17 protein-coding genes and 1 pseudogene are annotated in these 20,756 nt (G+C 34.0%); 16 read left to right on the top strand and 2 right to left on the bottom strand.

Translation table 11 applies throughout. The features are described from left to right. Positions 1–15: 15 nt before the first annotated feature. On the bottom strand, positions 16–1,215 hold the full coding sequence (locus tag Q5I06_RS00755; protein ID WP_305516290.1) for a saccharopine dehydrogenase family protein: 1,200 nt from the start codon (positions 1,213–1,215) through the stop codon (positions 16–18). 157 nt (positions 1,216–1,372) lie between these two features. On the opposite strand from Q5I06_RS00755, the gene gltS reads away from it, so the two are divergent. Next, a complete protein-coding gene (gene gltS, locus Q5I06_RS00750; protein ID WP_305516289.1) occupies positions 1,373–2,602 on the top strand; it encodes a sodium/glutamate symporter in 1,230 nt (409 codons plus the stop codon). A 34-nt stretch (positions 2,603–2,636) separates the two neighbouring features. Here gltS and Q5I06_RS00745 read toward each other — a convergent pair whose 3' ends face one another. Beyond that, positions 2,637–4,115, bottom strand: coding sequence for a SulP family inorganic anion transporter (locus Q5I06_RS00745; RefSeq protein WP_305516288.1), 1,479 nt, complete (start codon positions 4,113–4,115; stop codon positions 2,637–2,639). Between the two features lie 191 nt (positions 4,116–4,306). Between Q5I06_RS00745 and ribD the strand changes: the two genes are divergently transcribed. From ribD to Q5I06_RS00670, 15 genes and pseudogenes are all read left to right on the top strand, one after another. Then, the gene (ribD, locus tag Q5I06_RS00740; RefSeq protein ID WP_305516287.1) at positions 4,307–5,320 is read left to right on the top strand and encodes a bifunctional diaminohydroxyphosphoribosylaminopyrimidine deaminase/5-amino-6-(5-phosphoribosylamino)uracil reductase RibD; all 1,014 of its coding nucleotides are present in this window, start codon (positions 4,307–4,309) and stop codon (positions 5,318–5,320) included. Further along, complete coding sequence (locus Q5I06_RS00735) at positions 5,302–6,057, top strand: tRNA1(Val) (adenine(37)-N6)-methyltransferase (RefSeq protein WP_305516286.1); 756 nt, start codon at positions 5,302–5,304, stop codon at positions 6,055–6,057. The genes ribD and Q5I06_RS00735 overlap by 19 nt, the downstream gene beginning before the upstream one ends. Further along, the gene (locus Q5I06_RS00730) at positions 6,054–8,441 is read left to right on the top strand and encodes a heavy metal translocating P-type ATPase (protein ID WP_305516285.1); all 2,388 of its coding nucleotides are present in this window, start codon (positions 6,054–6,056) and stop codon (positions 8,439–8,441) included. Before Q5I06_RS00735 ends, Q5I06_RS00730 begins: the two co-directional genes overlap by 4 nt. 125 nt (positions 8,442–8,566) lie before the next feature. Further along, positions 8,567–9,322 carry a HugZ family heme oxygenase gene (locus Q5I06_RS00725; protein ID WP_305516284.1) on the top strand — a complete coding sequence of 252 codons (756 nt, stop codon included), beginning with the start codon at positions 8,567–8,569 and terminating at the stop codon, positions 9,320–9,322. Between the two features lie 284 nt (positions 9,323–9,606). Beyond that, complete coding sequence (locus Q5I06_RS00720; protein WP_305516283.1) at positions 9,607–10,515, top strand: DMT family transporter; 909 nt, start codon at positions 9,607–9,609, stop codon at positions 10,513–10,515. Further along, positions 10,508–10,915, top strand: coding sequence for a CoA-binding protein (locus Q5I06_RS00715; RefSeq protein WP_305516282.1), 408 nt, complete (start codon positions 10,508–10,510; stop codon positions 10,913–10,915). The genes Q5I06_RS00720 and Q5I06_RS00715 overlap by 8 nt, the downstream gene beginning before the upstream one ends. Further along, a complete protein-coding gene (gene ilvA, locus Q5I06_RS00710; protein WP_305516281.1) occupies positions 10,916–12,127 on the top strand; it encodes a threonine ammonia-lyase in 1,212 nt (403 codons plus the stop codon). Further along, a complete protein-coding gene (locus tag Q5I06_RS00705) occupies positions 12,127–13,410 on the top strand; it encodes a glycosyltransferase family 39 protein (protein WP_305516280.1) in 1,284 nt (427 codons plus the stop codon). Before ilvA ends, Q5I06_RS00705 begins: the two co-directional genes overlap by 1 nt. Positions 13,411–13,418: 8 nt before the next feature. After that, positions 13,419–14,135, top strand: a complete 717-nt coding sequence (locus tag Q5I06_RS00700) for a pilus assembly FimT family protein (protein ID WP_305516279.1) — start codon at positions 13,419–13,421, stop codon at positions 14,133–14,135. Continuing rightward, positions 14,135–15,283, top strand: a complete 1,149-nt coding sequence (locus tag Q5I06_RS00695) for a glycosyltransferase family protein (RefSeq protein WP_305516278.1) — start codon at positions 14,135–14,137, stop codon at positions 15,281–15,283. Before Q5I06_RS00700 ends, Q5I06_RS00695 begins: the two co-directional genes overlap by 1 nt. A gap of 34 nt (positions 15,284–15,317) precedes the next feature. Beyond that, positions 15,318–17,231: pseudogene (gene metG / locus Q5I06_RS00690) on the top strand (methionine--tRNA ligase); the annotation flags it as partial. 1 nt (position 17,232) lies between these two features. Then, positions 17,233–18,234 (top strand): hypothetical protein, encoded by a 1,002-nt coding sequence (locus tag Q5I06_RS00685; RefSeq protein ID WP_305516277.1) that lies wholly within the window; start codon positions 17,233–17,235, stop codon positions 18,232–18,234. A 10-nt stretch (positions 18,235–18,244) separates the two neighbouring features. Further along, positions 18,245–19,165, top strand: coding sequence for a tRNA 5-methoxyuridine(34)/uridine 5-oxyacetic acid(34) synthase CmoB (gene cmoB, locus Q5I06_RS00680; protein WP_370690897.1), 921 nt, complete (start codon positions 18,245–18,247; stop codon positions 19,163–19,165). Then, the gene (locus tag Q5I06_RS00675) at positions 19,158–19,616 is read left to right on the top strand and encodes a PaaI family thioesterase (protein WP_305516275.1); all 459 of its coding nucleotides are present in this window, start codon (positions 19,158–19,160) and stop codon (positions 19,614–19,616) included. Before cmoB ends, Q5I06_RS00675 begins: the two co-directional genes overlap by 8 nt. Beyond that, positions 19,609–20,739 carry a glycosyltransferase gene (locus Q5I06_RS00670; RefSeq protein ID WP_305516274.1) on the top strand — a complete coding sequence of 377 codons (1,131 nt, stop codon included), beginning with the start codon at positions 19,609–19,611 and terminating at the stop codon, positions 20,737–20,739. The genes Q5I06_RS00675 and Q5I06_RS00670 overlap by 8 nt, the downstream gene beginning before the upstream one ends. The last annotated feature ends 17 nt before the right edge of the window (positions 20,740–20,756 follow it).

Genomic DNA, 20,756 nt, shown 5'->3' with positions numbered 1-20,756 from the left:
TCCTAGAAGAGGAGATTATTTTTCAATAATCTCCCAAGGAAGTCCTTGTTTATTTAGTTCTTCCATAAAGAAATCAGGGTTTAGTTCTTCCATATTAAAAACCCCTGCTCCTATAGATTGAATTCCCCATTTTTCTTCGCATATTAGTTTTGCTCCAATCATTGCAGGTACTCCTGTGGTGTAGCTTATAGCTTGAGCATTTACTTCTTCATAGCAGGTTTGATGATCGCAGACATTGTAGATATAAACGGTTTTTTCCTTACCATTTTTACTTCCTTGCATATAACAACCAATATTTGTTTTGCCTTTTGTTCTACCAGCAAGACTAGCAGGATCTGGCAGAAGTGTTTTTAGGAATTGAATAGGAATGATTTTATGTCCATTATGATCAACTTCATCAATTCGCAACATTCCTACATTTTCCAGACATCTCATATGGTTGAGATAATTTTCTGAAAAAGTCATAAAAAATCGTATTCTCCTAAGACCTTTGATATTTTTTACCAAAGATTCAAGCTCTTCGTGATAAAGCAGATACGAGTCTTTTTCACCGATTTGAGGATATCCCCACACTTGTTTGATTTCCATAGGTTTTGTTTCTATCCATTTGCCATTTTCCCAATATCTGCCATTTGAACTGACCTCTCTTAGATTGATTTCAGGATTAAAATTCGTTGCAAAAGGATAACCATGATCTCCGGCGTTACAATCAAGAATGTCAATAGAGTGGATTTCATCAAAGTAATGCTTTTGTGCGTATGCACAAAATACATTTGTAACACCAGGATCAAAGCCCGATCCAAGCAATCCAAAAATCCCTGCCTTTTTATAAGCATCTTTGAATGCCCATTGTTCTTTGTATTCAAATTTTGCAGTATCTGGATGTTCGTAATTTGCGGTGTCTAGGTAGTGAGTTTTTGTTTCCAAACAAGCTTGCATAATCGTGAGATCTTGATAGGGAAGGGCGACATTGATAACGACTTTAGGTTTATATTTGTTGATAAGTGCTACCAATTCACTCACACTATCGGCATTTACAGTTTCACAGACAATCTCTCCATGTCCTTTTTTGGCAATATTTTTTGCAATTTCTTCACATTTTTTGATTGTCCTGCTTGCTAAAATAATCTTGCCAAAAACCTCTCTATTCATAGCCAATTTATGGGCGACCACACCTCCAACGCCTCCAGCTCCTATTTGCAATACAGCATTCATAATACACTCCTAGATTGAGATAATTTTTGCAATTATAAGATTAAAATGCTTATTGTTTGATTTGATAGGATTTGGTTTTAAATAGCGTTTTAGGTAGTTTAAGCTAAAGTTCCATAGAATAGTTTCATTTCAGATTCAAAGCAAAAAAGGAAAGAAAATGCATATAGTGAATTTCAATATTTATGCTACCTTAGTGTGCATGGTAGCAGTTTTGTTATTAGGGCGTTTGATTATAAAAAGAGTAAAGTTCTTACGTGATTATGATATACCAGAACCAGTTGTTGGAGGGGTTATTGCGGCAATTTTTATTTTGATTGTTTATAAATTTTCTAATGTTGAATTAAAATTCGACTCATCCTTGAAAGATCCACTTATGTTAGCATTTTTTACATCTATTGGCTTGAGTGCTGATTTTGCCTCTTTGAAAAAAGGTGGGCGAATGCTAGGTGTATTTTTAGTCGTGGTTGTGGGACTTTTATTTCTTCAGAATTTTATTGGTATAGGTATTGCTGAGGCAATGGGAGTGAATCCTTTGATGGGGATGCTGGGAGGATCTATTACGATGAGTGGGGGTCATGGAACAGGTGCTGCTTGGGCAGAGGTTTTCAAAGCCGCTCCATATAACTTTTCTCCAGCGATGGAAGTAGCGATGGCATCAGCAACCTTTGGACTTGTTAGTGGAGGAATTATAGGAGGTCCTGTGGCGAGATATTTGATAAAAAAATACAAGCTTAAAACTCCTTCAAAATCTGAAAATAAATTAAACGAAGAGGTGGATCCAGTAGGTTTTGAGTCACCCAAAAAAGAGCGATTGATAACCGCTTCAAGTTTTGTGGAGTCTTTGGCATTAATTGCTGTAGCATTACTTATAGGAACAAGTCTTTCTGATTTGGTGACAAAGTATACAAATTATACTTTGCCCACTTTTGTGTGGTGTCTTTTTATTGGAGTTATTTTGAGGAATTTTTTATCAGCTTTCAATATACACAAGGTTTTTGATAGAGAAGTCGCCGTTCTAGGAAATGTGAGTCTGTCTTTGTTTTTGGCATTTGCGTTAATGACAATCAATCTATGGGAGCTAGTTGCACTAGCATTGCCAATGCTTGTTATTTTGGTAGCTCAAGTGGTGATAATGATACTTTATGCGGTATTTGTAACCTTCAGATTTTGTGGAAAAGACTATGATGCAGCAGTTTTTGCCGCTGGACATTGTGGCTTTGGGCTTGGTGCTACTCCTACAGCGATGGTAAATATGCAGACTGTTACCAATCATTATGGATATTCTCACGCAGCTTTTATTATAGTTCCTTTGGTTGGAGCATTTTTTATTGATCTTGTGAATTCTGCGGTAATTAATGGATTTTTGTATCTCCCGATCTTTCATTAACCCCTTTTTAGCTCTTAGTGATAGTTACTAAGAGCTAGAGATCTCTTGCGACTTTGTAGTTAGGATCATCTAATTCGTAGGTGCAAAACTTTTTAGATATTTGTAGAGCTTTTTTGCAATCATCGCTAAGATGACGGAGTTTAACACTTTTTTCTGCTTGAAGATATTTTTTTGTGATTTTGTCGATTGCCTCAATCCCGCTACTATCCATCACTCGAGTTTTGCTAAAATCTATGATTACATTTTTTGGATCTGTATTGACATTAAAAATATCATTTATAAAATCTGAAGATGAACCAAAAAATAAAGGTCCTTCAAGTTCATAGATTTTTGTACCATCTTTTTCGATTTTTGTACTAGATTTGATTTTTGCTTGTTGATAGGCAAATACTAAAGCAGAGATAATAACACCAACAATAACTGCTATTGCCAAATCCGCAAAAATAGTGATAAGTGTTACAGCAATTAATATGAACGCATCGGGTTTGCTCATTGATTTGATTCTTGATAAACTTGCCCATTCAAATGTTTTGATAGAAACCATAAACATAATTCCTACTAGCACACCAATAGGAATCTCACCAATAATACCAGGAATGCTCACTACAAATAAAATAATCAAAATAGAGGTAGTTACAGATGATAATCTAGTAGTCCCTCCTGAAGCTGTATTGATGATACTTTGACCAATCATTGCACACCCTGACATTGCCCCAAAGAATCCACAAGTTGTATTTCCAATACCTTGAGCGATGCATTCTTTGTTTCCATCTCCCCTTTCTCCACCAATTTCATCTAATACAGATAGGGTAAGTAATGATTCAATCAACCCAACAAGTGCTAAAATAATAGAGTATGGCAAAATTATTTTTAAGGTTTCCCAGTTTAATGGGACATGGGGGATTGAAAAATGAGGCAGTGTGCCACTTATGTTCCCCAAATCGCTAACGAGCTTGGTATCTAAATGCAAAGTATAAGATAATGTTCCAAGTCCAATAATTGCTACAAGACCTGCAGGAATGGCTTTTGTAAATTTTGGCAATACAAACATAATTAGCATTGTAATGCCTACAAGGATATATATGATCGCTCCTTCTGATTTAAAAAATTGTAATTGACTCATTGCAATCACTATGGCTAGTCCATTTACAAATCCAAAAATTGCAGGTTGAGGTACAAAACGAATAAATTTCCCTAGCTTAAAAACCCCGATAAGTATTTGGAATATCCCAGCAAAAACTCCAGCCCAAAGAACATATCCAACCCCATGTGAGATTGCCAATCCCACTATCACCACTGCCATAGAACCTGCTGCCCCGCTAACTGCACCAGGTTTTCCTCCAATTAGAGCTGTAATAAGTCCTAAGATAAAAGCAGTCCAAAGCCCCATAATTGGGTTAAAACCTGCTACAAGTGCAAAACCAACGACCTCTGGAACCATTACAAAAGATGCCACCATTCCTGCAAGAATATCGTTTTTGGTTTGTATGAAGTTAGGGCGAGGAATCTTCATTAAGTCTCCTTATAAAACATATAATCAAAGGTATTAGAAAATGCGATTATCTCATAATCAAGGTAAATTTTTTCAATAGAAAGAAAAACTTTATAAAGAGTGTTTTTGGAGGTTTCATAAAATTATTTTATAATTACAGTATTATAAGGTTATGATTTTGCTAGATAGATTTGGTTATTTAAGGAAAATAGTTGAGTTCAGATGAATATTTTTTGTCGTTGTGTATTCAAGAAGCTTGGAAATACCAGAGTCTAACACTTCCTAATCCGGCTGTTGGAGCGATGGTTGTAGATGGAGGAGGGAATATACTTTCTGTGTGTGCTCATACAAAGGCAGGATCAGCTCACGCTGAGGTGAATGCACTCAAAAATGCTTATGAGAAATTGAGCTATCAAAAATGCAATCTTGCAGATGCCAAAGAGATACATCATTATCTCAAAGCCAATCATCAAGGTATTTTTAATGACTGCACTATTTATGTAACTTTGGAACCTTGTAACCATTATGGAAAAACCCCACCCTGTGCAGAGCTTATAGAAACTATTCGTCCAAAAAGGGTTGTTATTGGTTCATCTGAAATTCAAAAACAAGCTAGTGGAGGGGCAAAAAGACTTCAAGACTCTGGGATCGAGGTTGTGCAAAATGTTTTAGAATTTGAGTGCAATGCCTTGCTATACCCATTTTTGTGCTTAAAAGAGCGAGGGCATTTTAATTTATTTAAAATCGCTCAAAGAATTAATGGAGATTACCAAAGTGGATTGATCTCAGGAATGGAATCTAGGGTATTTACACACAATCAGCGATGTGTCGCAGATACGCTTATTATATCAGGCAAGACTTTAAGGGTTGATAGACCTACGCTTGATGTACGCTATTGCACAAAAGAGTATGCCAATACATCTCCGAATATACAAATACTTACAAAAGAAAAATCTTTTTATGACGCACCACTTTTTAAAGTTCCTTGTAGAAAGGTGGATATTTGTCATCAAATTGAGCATTTGAAACTCCAAAAAGGATTTAATGTTATTGAAGGCGGATGGGATTTGTTTGAAAGTTTGCATTCTTTTGTGGATATGGTTTTGGTATATATTTCTCCTACGCTCAAACAAAACATTAAATCAAAAGGTTTTGAATGGAATGCAGAATTGCTCTATATCCAAAAACTAGGAAATGATGGGTTATTATGGATAAAAAAATCCTAAAGTTATATCAGCTATATGATGGATATTGTTACAATAGTGATAGTTTATTTTTATATGATTTTGCTAGAGAGTTTATCAAAAAATCTTCTTGTGTTTTAGAGGTGGGATCAGGAAGTGGGGTTGTAGGGCTTCTTTGTGCTAGAGCGTTTGATATAGATCTTACAATGATAGAAATTGATGTTTATATGGCATTTTTATCAAAAATAAATGCAGCATCTGCCAAAATTCAAGCAAAAATTATTTGCAAAAATTTTTTAGATTTTCATAGTGAAAAAAAGTTTGATATGATTATTTCAAATCCTCCTTTTTATCGTCTAGGAATAATTGGTGCAAAGAACAGACGTATTAAAATTGCCAGAAGTGAGGAATTTTTACCATTTAGGGAGTTTTGTACAAGGGTAAAAAGACTATTGAAATCGCAGGGAAGTTTTGTGTTTTGTTATGATGCAAAGGAATCTCACAGAGTTTTTCATATTCTTAAAGATTTGGGATTCAATCCTGAGGTGACCAAATTTGTTCATCCCAGGATTGATAAAGAGGCAAGTCTTTTGCTATGTAAGGCAAGAATTAATACCAAATCAAGTATAAAAATACTCCCCCCGCTTATCACTCATTATTCAAATAGCCAATTAGACAATACTGATGAGGTAAAAAAAATTTATCAAGATACTAATACCTATAGCATTAAGGTGCATTCAAAAGATATTTCTCTTGAAGAGAAGGAGGATATTTTATGAAAAATTGTTCGCATTGTCATTTACAATATCCTGAAAGTGCCTTGAAAAAATATATAGATAATGGGAAAGAGTTATATTTTTGTTGCAATGGATGTGAGGGAGTTTATTTCTTGCTTAAAGAATCTGGTCTGGATGGTTTTTATGATAAGTTAGGAGATAATGCAATTTCACCACCTATGTCTATACGCAATCACAGCTTGGATTCCTTTGACACTCTAGCATTTGCTGAAAAATATATTTCCACTAAAGATGGATTGTGTGAAGTTTGTCTGATTTTGGAAAATATCCATTGTGCAGCCTGCATTTGGTTGAACGAAAAGATATTAAACGCTCAAGAAGGCATATATGAAGTAAGTATTAATTATACAAACAATAAAGCAAGGATTGTGTTTGATTGCTCTGTGATAAAGCTTTCTAGAATTATTGAATTAATTCAATCTATAGGATATGATGCTTATGCCTATGATCCATATATTCAAGAAATCAAATCAAAAAAAGAACGTAAAAATTATTATATTTCAATGGTAATAGCAATTTTTTGCACAATGAACATTATGTGGATAGCTGTAGCACAATATTCAGGGTATTTTTTAGGTATGGGAAGGGATATGAAAGATGTGCTGAACTTCGTTTCGTTTGTTTTAGCAACTCCTGTTTTATTTTATACAGGACGAGTATTTTTTAAGGGTGCTTATTTTGGGATTAAAAATGGAACTTTCGGAATGGATATGCTTGTATGTGTGGGCGCAACTTTAACTTATATCTATTCTATTTATGCAAGTTTGAGCAAGGTGGGAGAGAGCTATTTTGAATCAGTGGCAATGATTATCACCATAGTGTTTGTAGGAAAGTTTTTGGAAGTTAAGTCCAAAAAAAATGCAGGAGATGCACTCGATAAGCTAAATTCCACAATTCCTAGTAATGTGATTGTCTTAGAAGGAGAAAATAGAATTTGTAAGACACCTCAAGAAGTAAAAGTGGGAGATAGAATAGAGATATTGCCTGGAGAAAGTTTGGCACTTGATGGAATACTAGAGAGTAAAGAAGCACTTCTTGATACTAAGGCCATCAATGGAGAATCCTTGCCATCTGTTTTTTTGCAAGGTAAGGAAATTTTTTCTGGATATGTAAATACGAACAAGAGCTTCATTTATAAGGTTTGCAGACCTTTTGCAGATTCTTTGATGACTAGGCTTATTAGGCTTATGGAGGAGTGTATTGCACACAAGCCACGTATACAAAATCTAGCAAATTCACTTTCTCAGTATTTTTCAAAAATAGTTTTAGGTATAGCGATGGCAACATTTTTGGGTTGGTATTATTGGATTGATGGTACTTTTGAACACTCTTTGATGATTGCTATTTCTGTGATTGTTATTTCTTGTCCTTGTGCTTTGGCTTTAGCAACACCTATTGCCACTATTGTAGGGATTACAGAAGCATATAAAAAATCCTTGATTTTTAAAGAAGCATCCTTTTTAGAAACGATGGCAAAAGCTGATGTGGTTCTTTTGGACAAAACAGGTACGATTACATCAGGCAAACCAGAGGTCATAGAGATGCAAAAGTTTGAAGAGTTTGATAAAGGACTTTTATGCTCTTTTGTGTCAGCTAGTTCCCATCCTATCTCACAAAGTGTCAAGAAATTTTTAGGAGAAGCAAAGGGGGTTATCAATGATTTTGCTCAGATATCTTCAATGGGCATTGAGGCAACATCAGGGAGCAAAAGATTGCTAGGAGGGAATTTGGAATATCTTAAAATGCACAATGTAGATGTTTCAGCCATTGATAAAGTAGGTGAAGATATGATTTTTGCTTATAGCGTAGATGGAAAACTTTCAGCTTTATTTTTACTCAGAGATACGCTCAAAAAAGACACAAAGCAGTTCATAAATAAACTCAAAAACAAGGGACTTGAAATAAGACTTTTAAGTGGGGATAGAACAGAGGTAGTCACATGTATTGCCAAAGAGGCTGGAATATCAAATTTTGATCATTCTCTTATGCCTGAAGATAAAGCAAAGATTGTAGATCAATATCATCATCAGGGTAAGGTTGTGATAATGGTAGGAGATGGCATCAATGATGCTTTGGCACTTAGCAAAAGCGATATAGGTATATCTATGGGGTCAGGTAGCGATATTGCACTAGCATCTTCTGATGTAGTGGTTCTTGATGATACCCTTACTTCTCTTGGGAGTGCTTTTGATATCGCCACACTTACCTATAAAACCATCAAACAAAATATTTTTCTAAGTGTCATTTATAATCTTTTGATGATTCCTCTGGCGGTTTTAGGATTTATTATCCCACTTTTTGCAGCTTTGTCTATGAGTTTAAGTTCTCTTTTGGTGGTTGGAAATAGCTTTAGAATTCGAAAATAAGGCCGAATTTTATATAAAATAATAATCATTATTATTTTTAATGTTATTTTAAGTTAAGAGTATTTATAATTTCATTAATTTAAAAATAAATGATAAATTAAAGCATTAAAACGAAAGGAGAGTTTATGGAAACAGAAAGCATTTTGAATCATATGAATGAACACCATCATTCAGAGCTTGTTGGACTTCTAAAGAAGTTCGGACAGCTACATGAGCCAAAAAATGTCAAACTCACAAAAGTTGATATGCTAGGTTTAGATATTTCTTATAATGAGGGAAAAAGTCTTAGGATCGAATTTCCTCAGAAAGTAACCGATCCAAAAGATGGATTGAAAAATGCAATTATTGAGCTGTGTCAGAGTGTTCCTAAGACATTAGATACAGTATCAGTAAAAAAAGAAATTGAGGATTTTATCAAAGGGATGAATACGATTATTATCTCAAGTTTGAATTCCTCAGGGGAAGTTGTTTGTTCTTATGCACCTCTTTTGAAATGTGAAGGTAAATATTATATTTATGTCAGTGAAGTGGCTGAACATTATGGGAGTTTGCGTGAGAATCCGGATAATTTAGAGATTATGTTTATTGAAGATGAGTCAAAGGCAAAATCAGTTATTTTGAGAAAACGTCTCCGATACAGAGCACGGGCAAAATTTATCGAACGCGGGAGCGAGTTTGATAAGATTTTTGATAGCTTTATTGGTGAGGTTGGAGAAAGCGGAGGTATCAAGACCATTCGTGATATGATGGATTTTCATCTGATTCATCTTGAATTTCTTAAAGGTAGGTTTGTCAAAGGATTTGGTCAAGCTTATGATATTATCAACGGTGAAATCTCTTATATAGGAGGTGCAGGCAATCCACATAAAATTAAAAAATAAATTCCTAATTGTTAGTTGTTTCAAAAACTAAAGGAGAGTAGGTGTGGTTGTGGTTGTGGGTCTCCTTTAGTTTGGTTGTTTAGTTTGTAAATCGTGATTTTAGTTAAAGCAATGTCTCCCATTGTTTTAATTTCGCATTATCTTCCTTTTAATAAATGCCGGGTTTCCCCGGACATTTATTTTTTATTAATTTATAAAATCCATACAAAATATTTTATTGTAAATTTAAGCATAAAAAATCAGATTTGTTTTATACTTTTAACAAGTTTTTTTCAAGGATATCTATGAAATATTCTCAGACTAGTTTTGGAATTATATATATGGCTCTCTCATCATTTAGCTTTGCTTTAATGAATGCGTTTGTAAAGCTTCTTTCTCCGCAATTATCTCCTATGGAAAATATTTTTTTTCGATCTTTTGTGATGGTGATTTTTGTATTGGGCATTTTTGCAATCTCTCCACCTAGTAAAAAAAACAAAAAGAAAGGTGGCTGGGGAAAACTTTTGTTTCGTGCGGTTATTGGAGGATTGAGTATGTTGGCCTTGTTTTATAATATTGCCACTATTCCATTAGGGACAGCTACGGCTTTTGCACAAAGTGTGCCTATTTATACGGTTATTTTTTCAGCCATTTTTTTAAGAGAAAGGCCAAAAATAGGCGTTATTATTGCAACTGCGATTGGTTTTGTTGGAGTGATATGTATTTCAAATCCTAGTGTTGGGGGACTTGATGGTAAGAGTGTGTTTGCAGGGATTTTTAGCGGAGTGGCTGCAGCATTGGCGTTTGTTACTTTGAGAAGCCTGAGAGACTATTTTGATGAGAGAAGCGTGGTGTTTGCCTTTGGTATTACAATGAGCATTATTGGAGGTGTTGGAATGTTTATCAATATTCCTCATCTATCTAATGGATGGCATATTCCTAATGGACTTGATTGGATCTATGTTTTGTTGATGGGACTAGCAGGAACCTTTGGACAACAGTTTCTCACTCGTGCTTACATGTTGGCACCAGCAGGGATTGTTGCACCCATTGATTATAGTCGTATTGTTTGGGGGGTTATTTTAGGGTTATTTTTAGGCGATAGATTTCCTGATTTTGTGAGCATCACAGGTATTTTATTGATTTTAATTTCAGGAATCTTGATAGCATTACCGGTATTTCTACGGGATATAAAAAGGATAAAAGATGTCTGATATTAAAAAAATTTTACAAACAGCCAAAAGAATTGGTATTGTTGGCTTGAGTCCAGATATTGCCAAAGATAGCAATCAAGTCGGGAAGTATTTACAACAAAAAGGCTTTAAGATTATTCCTATTTATCCAAAAGAGGAGAAGATACTTGAACAGAAGGTTTATAGAAATGTTAAAGAGGCATTGGAAAATGAAAATATAGATATTTTGGTAATATTTCGTAAATCTGAGATTTGTGTAGATATTGCTTTAGAGGTTTTAAGTGCAAAAACCTTACCAAAAGTTTTTTGGATGCAATTGGGTATTTCAAATACACAGGCAAAAGATATGTTAGAATCCAAAGGAATTCAAGTGATAGAGAATAAATGCATCAAAATAGAGTATCAAGCATTAGGAGAATAGATGATAGATTTAAAAAAAATTCAAGAAGCTAGATCGAGAATCAAACCCGTTGTAGAAAATAACCCACTTTCTTTTGCACCTCGTTTAAGCAATGAGGTTGGCACACAGATTTATTTAAAAAAAGAAAACCTCCAAGTCATAGGAGCTTTTAAGATAAGAGGAGCATTTAATAAAATTGCAAGTATGAGCAAAGAAGATCGCAAGAATGGAGTGATTGCCTCTTCTGCTGGAAATCATGCACAAGGAGTAGCGTATTCAGCAAGTTATTTTAGCATTCCTGCAGTGATTGTAATGCCTGAAGCCACTCCGTTGCTGAAGGTTTTAGCTACCAAAAAATATGGTGCTGAAGTGATATTAGCTGGAGATAACTATGATGAAGCCTATGCTTATGCTCTCAAACTTGCACAAGAAAAAAAGCTTCATTTTATCCATCCATTTGCCGACGATGAGGTTATGGCAGGGCAAGGAAGCATTGCATTAGAGATGATAGAAGAAGAGCCTGATGTTAATATTGTTTTTGTTCCAATTGGTGGTGGTGGATTAATTGGAGGGATTGCAAGTGCATATAAGAGCCTCAAGCCAGAAGTGAAGATTATTGGAGTTACTGCAAAAGGTGCTCCAGCGATGAGAGATAGCTTCAAGAATAAATCAATCCAAAAGGTGGATTCTGTTCGAACGATCGCTGATGGAATCGCTGTACGAGATGTGAATGAAAAAAACTACCGATATATCTGTGAAGGTGTAGATGATATTGTGGAGGTTGATGACGAAGAGATTGCAAGTGCGGTATTGTATTTACTCGAAAATCAAAAACTTGTCGTAGAAGGAGCAGGCGCAAGTGGAGTTGCAGCTGTTTTACATAAAAAGATAGAGCTTAGGCCAACTGACAAAGTAGCGATTATATTGAGTGGAGGAAATATTGATGTAACAATGCTTAATCTTATCATAGAAAAAGGTCTTATCAAATCAGACAGAAAGATGAAATTTAAAGTTATATTGGTCGATAAACCCGGAAGCCTTCAAAAGCTTACAGACATACTCACACAAGTTGGGGTTAACATTGTTCAGATTGATTACGATAGAGTTAGCACAAGTCTTGATTATGGGGATGCAAGTGTTACAATGGCATTAGAAACAAAAGGAAGAGATCATAAAGAAGAAATTAGGCTCAAACTTTTAGAATATGGATATAAATTCAATGAGATCTTTTAATGCTTACACAGGAGGTTAAAAATACAAGATTTGATCAAATCTGGGTTTATTTTCGATTTTGGCTAGAAAGACATAGCCGAACAAGACGACCTTTTGATGTTGTTGATATTTTTTTCTTGATGATAGCAGTTTTAAGTATCTCAATACAAATTTTGATGATTTCGCAAATTTCTATCAGTTACAAGGAGGCTTATGGATTTTTTGAGGAATATAATTTTATATTTGACTTAGCTAGGTGGAGCACTCAGCTTTTTGGTCATAATGATTATGCTTTGAGACTACCTTTTGTTATAGTGCATTTTTTGAATATGATTTTACTTTATTCTATCAGCAGGGTTTATCTCAAAAAACCAACCGATAGTCTTTTTGCAGTTCTCTTGTATGCGATGTTGCCTGGTATTAATTTTAGTGGTATTTTGGTTACAAAGAGCGGATTTATTATTTTGATCACCCTTTGGATATGTTATATTAACTTGAGGTATCAAAAAATTCCTTATCTTTCATTATTCTTGAGTATTTTTATTGATAGTAGTTCAAGTGTATTGTTTTTGGCAGTGGCTTTTTATGCCATCAGAAATAAAATGCCAAAAACAATTGTTTATTGTTTGTGTGGATTTGCTTTGAATATGAATTTATTTGATTTTGATATTGGTGGTAGACCACAGGGACATTTTTTGGATATTTTGGGAGAATTCGCGATGCTTTTCTCTCCCTTTTTATTTATTTATTATAATTATACGCTTTATTGGGCGATTACAAAAAATCAAAATAATTTAATGGTTTATATTAGTGTAACTGCTTTAGTATTCGCACTTTTGCTATCTCTTCGTCAAAATATAGATTCTGAAATATTTGCTCCTATGATTGTCGCAGGGTTGCCTATTATGGTAAAAAGCTTTTTTCATGATATGAGAGTGAGATTACCACGTTTTAGAACGCGTTACAAGATGAGATTTTTTGTTGTTTTTGCAGTGGTATTTTTGGAGACTTTTTGTTTGTTTTCAAACAAATTAACTTACATTTTTAGTGCGAAAAATAACTTTGCTATCGGCTATTATATAGCGAAAGAATTGAGCTTGGCTATTAAAAAATATGGCATTACTAGCATTCATACAAAAGATGAAAATCTTGCCTTGAGATTGCGATTTTATGGGATTAAAGATGGAAAAGAGTATCGACTTATTAAAATTCCAAATGGCACTAAAGGTGATATAGGCATTAGTTATATGGGTAGAAATATTAGATCATACAACATCATTAAGACAGGTTCAAAAAATCTTTGAGAAACAAGATGAGAAAAATTGAAATGCAATCAGCATTTAGTCTGCTTGAAATGGTTATTTCCATTGTTATTTTAGGCATTTTGGCATTTTTAGCACTGCCTCAAAAAACTCATCAATTAAGCAGAGCAACAAATACTCTTTTGGAGCATATTCTCTATACTCGTCATCTAGCACTCAATGATAATCAACTTTATACCCACATAAATCAAACCCAATTCCTCACAGATAAATTCAAAAGTATAGATCCTCAAGGGCTTATTGACGAAACTCCGATGTGGCAGATACAATTCCATCTTAACGGTAAATACACAATGTTCAGTTATAGCATTTATATTGACACTCCTCGTTTTTCTTTGACCACTCATTATGATGGTAGACCAATGTCAGGCGATATTGTAGCCCTGCAGGGTAGCGATAGACGTTGCTTGAGTGGCTACAATAATACAAACATTTCTGATGAGTGTAAAAATAATTCAAGTGTTTTTGTAAGATTAAATGAGGCTTATGGAATTGATGAATTCAACATCAGTGCAGATAGTTTTTGTGAGATTGCTTTGGGGATGAGAATTTATTTCGATAGATTTGGTGTACCTTATTGTACCCGTTCAAAAATAAAGCTCACGAAACCATTTAGAATTACTTTGAAGAAAAATAAATCAACAAAAACTATTTGTGTGCTCCCGGTAACAGGATATGCTTTTATTTCTAAGACAGGAAATTGCTAATGAAAAAAAAGATAGCAATACTTGCAGATTTTGATATTGCCAAACGACCAAGACCTTTTCGTCTTGCGATGATGCTTAAAGATAAATATGATATTTGTGCCATAGCAAGAGAATGTTCTTTTGTAGAGGGAATCCAATGTTTTAGTTTTCCTGCTCCAAAAACATCTAAAGATCGTACTGAAAAAGAAAACCAAGACATCATAAATTATTGCAAAAACAAGGAATTTGATAAGTTGATTTATACTCCAAACAGGATGGTCATTTTTGATATTCTTAAATCTTTGCCTTTACTTGATGTTATTGTAATAGAAGACATTGCTCTTTTACCTTTTGCGATAGAGTATCGCAAATTTTCCCCAAACACAAAAATATTGATTGATTTGAGAGAATATTATCCGCTTGAGTATGAAAAAGACTCTTTGTGGCTAAAAAGCTTTGGAGTATTTTTTGAACATCTTTGTCAAAAATATTTACCTCTTGTAGATAAGGCTATTGTTGTAAATGGAGCTATAGGGGAAAAATACAGAAATGTTTTTGGAATTGATGTGGAAGTTTTTTATTCTTTTCCTCCCTTTGTATCTCTTGATCCCTCAAGACTTACAGATACTATCAAGATTATTTATCACGGATTTTTAAGTCCTGATAGACATTCTCATAATTTACTTGAAATTGCAAAAAATTTGGACAAACATTTTTGTCTTTATGTGATGGGATTGAGCAATCAAAAAGATTATTTAGAGGATATCAAACATAGTGCTTACGATATAACTAATTTGAAGTTCTTGCCTCCTGTTGATATGAAAGATATTGTTACATTTTGTAATCAATTCGATATTGGTATTTTAACTCTCCAACCAAATAGCTTCAATAATGCCAACGCATTGCCTAATAAATTTTTCGAATATATTCAATCAAGACTTTGTGTGGTTTCAACACCACTTTTTGAAATCAAAAAATTTATTGATAAATATAAAATTGGAAGGACTTCTGAGGGTTTTGATGCAAAAGATATTGTACAAACTCTGAACAATATGGACAAAAAAACTATTTTCTCTTATAAGGAAAATGCGTCTAAAGCTTCCTATGATTTGAGCATGAATACGAATATTTCAAAAATTATCTCTATTATTGAGGGCTTGATATTCTAAACATCTAAGGTATAAGTTTTGTTATAATAAAACCAAATTTTCCAATGAAAGAAGAAAGATGAAGACATTCATTTCCACTCCTATTTACTATGTCAATGATATCCCACATATTGGACATGCTTATACTACATTTATTGCTGATATGCTGAAAAAATACCAAACCTTAAGGGGCAATGATGTATTTTTTCTCACTGGTACTGATGAGCATGGTCAGAAAATAGAGCAGTCAGCAAAATCTAAATCAAAAACACCTCAAGAATACGCTGATGAGATCAGTGCAAAATTTAGACATCTTTGGGATATATTTCATATTGATTATGATTATTTTATCCGAACAACTGATGAAGATCATAAAGTTGCTGTAAAAAAAGCATTTGAAGTGATGTATCAAAAAGGTGATATTTATAAGGGTGAATATGAGGGTCATTATTGTGTGAGTTGTGAGAGCTTTTTTACTCAAATGCAAATCAATAATGGAAAATGCCCTGATTGTGGAAAGGACACAAATATCCTTAAAGAAGAGAGCTATTTTTTTGCTTTGAGCAAGTATCAAGATAAGCTTTTAAATTGGTATGCTTCAAATCCTGAGTGCATCAAACCAGAGCATAAGAAAAATGAAGTCATAAAGTTTGTACAAAATGGTCTCAATGATCTTTCCATTACGCGTACAAGTTTTAAATGGGGGATTGGATTACCTGAAAGTTTTGGAGATGAAAATCATGTGATGTATGTATGGCTTGATGCATTGTTGAACTATGTGAGTGCTTTGGGCTATGGGGCAAGTGAAGCAAAAATGGATTTTTGGAAAAATGCTACTCATATCGTAGGAAAAGATATTTTGAGATTCCATGCCATTTATTGGCCAGCATTTTTAATGAGTTTAGGACTTGAGCTACCCAAACATATCTATGTGCATGGATGGTGGACAAGAGAAGGTGTGAAGATGAGTAAGAGTATTGGAAATGTTATCCATCCAAAAGAAGTTACCGATGCGTATGGGGTGGATGTACTTAGGTATTTTTTAATGCGTGAAGTCCCCTTTGGCCAAGATGGCGATTTTTCTCAAAAAGCACTTATAGATAGGATAAATTCTGATTTGAGCAATGATTTAGGAAATCTTTTAAATAGACTTATTGGAATGAGTGAAAAATATTTTGAAGGAAAAATCAGTTCCAAAACTACTTCTAAGTTTTATCAAAAAGAGCTTGATGAAATGGAAAAAATTTTAGAAAAAATTCCTTTGTTTATGGATCAAATTCAGCCTAGTAGATATCTTGAGGAACTTTGGAAAATGTTCAGTTTTGCTAATGGATTGATTACAAAATATGAGCCTTGGAATTTGATGAAAGAAAATAGAATTGAGGAAACACAGGGAATTTTGGGATTGATTGGAAATATTTTGGCAAAAGGTTCTCTCTTTTTGTATCCGGTGATGCCTGATAGTGCAAAATGTATAGGTGATTGTTTGTGCATAGGTATGGATTCAAATCATTTTGATAATTTAATTTCAAATAAGCAGTTACTTGAGGATTTTGTTATTAAAAAAATAGAGCCACTTTTTCCAAAAATCGAAGAATTCAAAATGCCAGATATTGTCTCAAAACCTACTAAGAAAGAAGAAAGCCTTATTGGTATTGATGATTTTACAAAGCTTGATATTCGTATTGGCACAATTGTGGAAGCACTGAAAATTCCCAAAAGTGATAAATTGCTCAAACTTCAAATAGACTTAGGAGAAGATAGGCCAAGACAGATTGTTTCAGGGATTTCAAAATATTACACCCCAGAGGAACTTATAGGATCCCAAGTGTGTGTTTTGGCAAACCTAAAACCTGCAAAAATGATGGGTGAAGTCAGTGAGGGAATGATACTTGCTAGTAAAGATGAAAATGGGCTTTCTCTTTTGCGTATAGAAAAAGCCAAAAAAAATGGAAGTAAGGTAAGCTAGAGTGAAAGTGAATGAAGCTGTTGAGGTTATCAACGGGGAATTAGCCAGCACCCCATCTATTAGCTCTTTTAATGGCGTGGCCACTCGTATTGATGAAGTTAAAAGAGGGTGTCTTTTTGTCGCAAGAAATCCTGATGAAATTGATGGTGCGGTTGCTTTGGGTGCTTATGGAGTGGTGTATGATAAATATGTCCAAATGATTGATGGGGAGATTGCATGGATAAAGGTTTCTTCTATTTATGATGCAATGATTCGTTTGATACGATATAAGCTTTTGAGGGAAAAAATCGAAGTTTTTTTTACTTCTGAGGTTGAGTATCAGATTGCTCACCAGATAAATATAGATGAATCCATAGGTTTTTTTGATCAAGACTTATCAGAATTTTTGAGTTTTATGGCCAAAAACCCAGATATAAGAGGGATTGTTATCAAAGATAAGACACTTCTGGATCTCGCGTTGGAATATGTTCAAGCCATTGTTCCTCAGAATTATCCCTTTGATGTTCTTGTTGGGACATTGTTTGATGTTAAAATCAGCTATAAGATTTCACAATACAATCTAAAGCTACCTAGTTTATTCTTGCCCGAACTTGCCAGTGTGATTGATTTGTTTATGAGCAATAAAATTGCCTTTGATTTGAGAAATTTTTCTTCCATTTCTTATATGCAACCAAATTTCATCAATATTCGTGCCAAGCTCGTACAATATGGACAAACCGATCGTGTGGTTATAACCGAAAAAGATATAGAAAGATTTAAAAAATACACAACTTATATCGCCATGCATGCTAAATGGGGAAAATTAATCTTGCTTTTACCTAAGGGCTATGAAGGAGTTTTTGATATGGTAGCCCAGAATGAAATTTATAAAGATAAAACCGATCTAGATCATTTACTTAAGACTCAAAATTATAATTTTGCCCTTGTGTTTGGAATGGATAATGCAGCTTTGATAGATTTACTTACCACGCCTTATTTAGATCCTGTTTTGCCATTATTTTGATTGGTTTGTGATGCTTGAAGTTGCTAGAAAAGAAGCATTAAAGTTGCTTTCTTCAAAGACGGTTGTTCCTCTTGTGAATTCTATCACTGATTTATCTTTAAGATTTGCTGATATAAAGTGCAGTTATAAATGCGTGGAGGGAATTAGGATTGATTTTGATTTGCCTATTCAGAAACAAGCATTAGAATTTTTTACAGAATTGGCATTTAAGCTTAAACCTTGGAGAAAGGGTCCTTTTTATTTAGGGGATTTATTTATTGATAGTGAGTGGAAAAGTTTTATAAAGTGGAATTTGATTGCTCCTTATGTGAATATAGAGGGTAAAGATGTTGCAGATGTGGGGTGTAATAATGGCTACTATATGTTTGAGATGGCAAAACTCAAGCCTTCAACCCTTACGGGATTTGATCCAAGTGGTCTATACAAATGCCAGTTTGATTTTATTAATTTTTTCCTGCGACAAAATATTCATTATGAGCTCTTAGGAATTGAACATTTGAAGATTTATGATAGAAAATTTGATGTTATTTTTTGTTTGGGGGTATTGTATCATCGCAGCGATCCGATTGTGGCTCTAAAATATCTTTATAGTGCTCTAAAAAAAGATGGTGAATTGATAGCAGATACTCTTATTATTGATTCTGATTTAGATATAGCCCTTTGTCCCAAAACAAGTTATGCTAAAATGCCCAATGTTTATTTTATCCCTTCAATCAAAACTTTACAAGGATGGTGTTTTAGGGCTGGTTTTGCAGAGATAGAAATACTCGCAATTAAAGATACCACCCCTTTAGAACAGCGAAAAACGCAATGGATAGATGGAATGAGCTTGGAGTCATTTTTGGATCCAGAGGATCATTCCAAGACAATAGAGGGTTATCCAGCTCCCAAAAGAGCATATTTCAGGGTAAAAAGGACAAAAAATGGATGAACAGATTGCAGAAACAGAACAAAACGCAACGAATGCAGCCCAAGAAAGGATTGTTTGTAATAAAATTGATACATCCTTGTGCGGAGAATTGACTTCCTTATCTAAAAACAGTGCCCAAAGTGTTTTTATTCCAAAAGAATCAATGATTTCAGATGAAAATATGATTCATAATGGATTTGTTTTTAATGCCGCTTCTTATGCTGCGCTTTGTGCCATTAATAGAAAAAATAGCATTATTATCGGATCTGAAGTGAAATTTTTCGCACCTATTGAGCTGGGACACGAAATTATTTTTCAAGCCAATGCAATTCAAAGTGAGTCTAAAAAAACTGAAGTAAAAGTTGAAGGTTTCTTGCTTGATATTAAGATTTTTGATGGAACTTTTTATGTGGTGATTTTTGATAAAAAGTTATTCAAGCTAAGGCTCAAGGATAAAAATCAGGATGCGTAAATTAATCATTGTGTTAGTGGTAGATAGTTTTGCAGATAAAAGCAATGGTACTTCAATGACAGCTTATAGGTTTGCTCAAGCTCTGAAGGAAAAAGGTCATCAGGTTAGAATTGTAGCTCCGCATATTGATGGAGATGGATACTATAATATCCCTGAGAGATATATTCCACTTGTTACGGAGATTTCGCATAAACAGCATATGATTTTTGGAAAACCTATAAAAAAAGTTTTGATGGAAGCCTTTGAGGGTGCAGATGTGGTGCATTTATTTTTGCCATTCAAGCTAGAAATCGTAGCGATGAAAATAGCACAAAAGATGAAAATTCCTTACATGGCAGCATTTCATTTGCAACCAGAGCATATTACTTATAATATAAAGCTTCAGAAATTAGGAATATTAAATAAGTTTATTTTTTGGTTGTTCAAGTTTAGATTTTATCGTCATATCCATCATATTCACTGTCCTTCTAAGCTTATTGCTGATGAAATTAATAAAAATGGCTATAAGGCAAAAAAATATATTATTTCAAATGGATTTGACAAGATTTATTCCCCACCCATAAATAAGCCTATAGGTGATGGCTTCATACACATATCAATGGTAGGACGCTATTCAAATGAAAAGCGTCAAGATATTCTTATCAAAGCAATAGCACATAGCCGTTATGTTTCAAAAATAAAACTTCATCTAAAAGGTATTGGTCCTACTGAAAAGAAACTTCAAGAGTTGGCTAGAATGCTGCCCAATGAGGTTGATTTTGGTTTTGTTTCATCAAATGAATTGTTAAAAATTTTGCATAAAACAGATATTTATGTTCATAGTGCAGATGTTGAGGGAGAAGCTATTGCTTGTTTGGAGGCAATATCTTGTGGCGTTGTTCCGATTATTTCTGATAGCAGGGTATCTGCTACAGGTCAGTTTGCTTTAGATAACAGATCCTTGTTTGAAGCAGGAAATTGGAAAGATCTGACTCAAAAGATTGATTATTGGATAGAGAATCAAGATGAGCGAGAAAAAATGGGAAAGATTTATGCTCAAAGTGCTTCAAACTATACGTTGGATAAATCTATCGCGAAAGCAGAAAAAATGTATCAAGAAGTTATAGAATATTTTAATAAATAAATAAATAATAATATTAA

This window comes from Helicobacter cappadocius (assembly GCF_030688855.1).
GTDB lineage: Bacteria > Campylobacterota > Campylobacteria > Campylobacterales > Helicobacteraceae > Helicobacter_J > Helicobacter_J cappadocius.
Note: the sequence above shows the minus strand (reverse complement) of the source record. Positions and strands in the feature narration are given on the sequence as shown.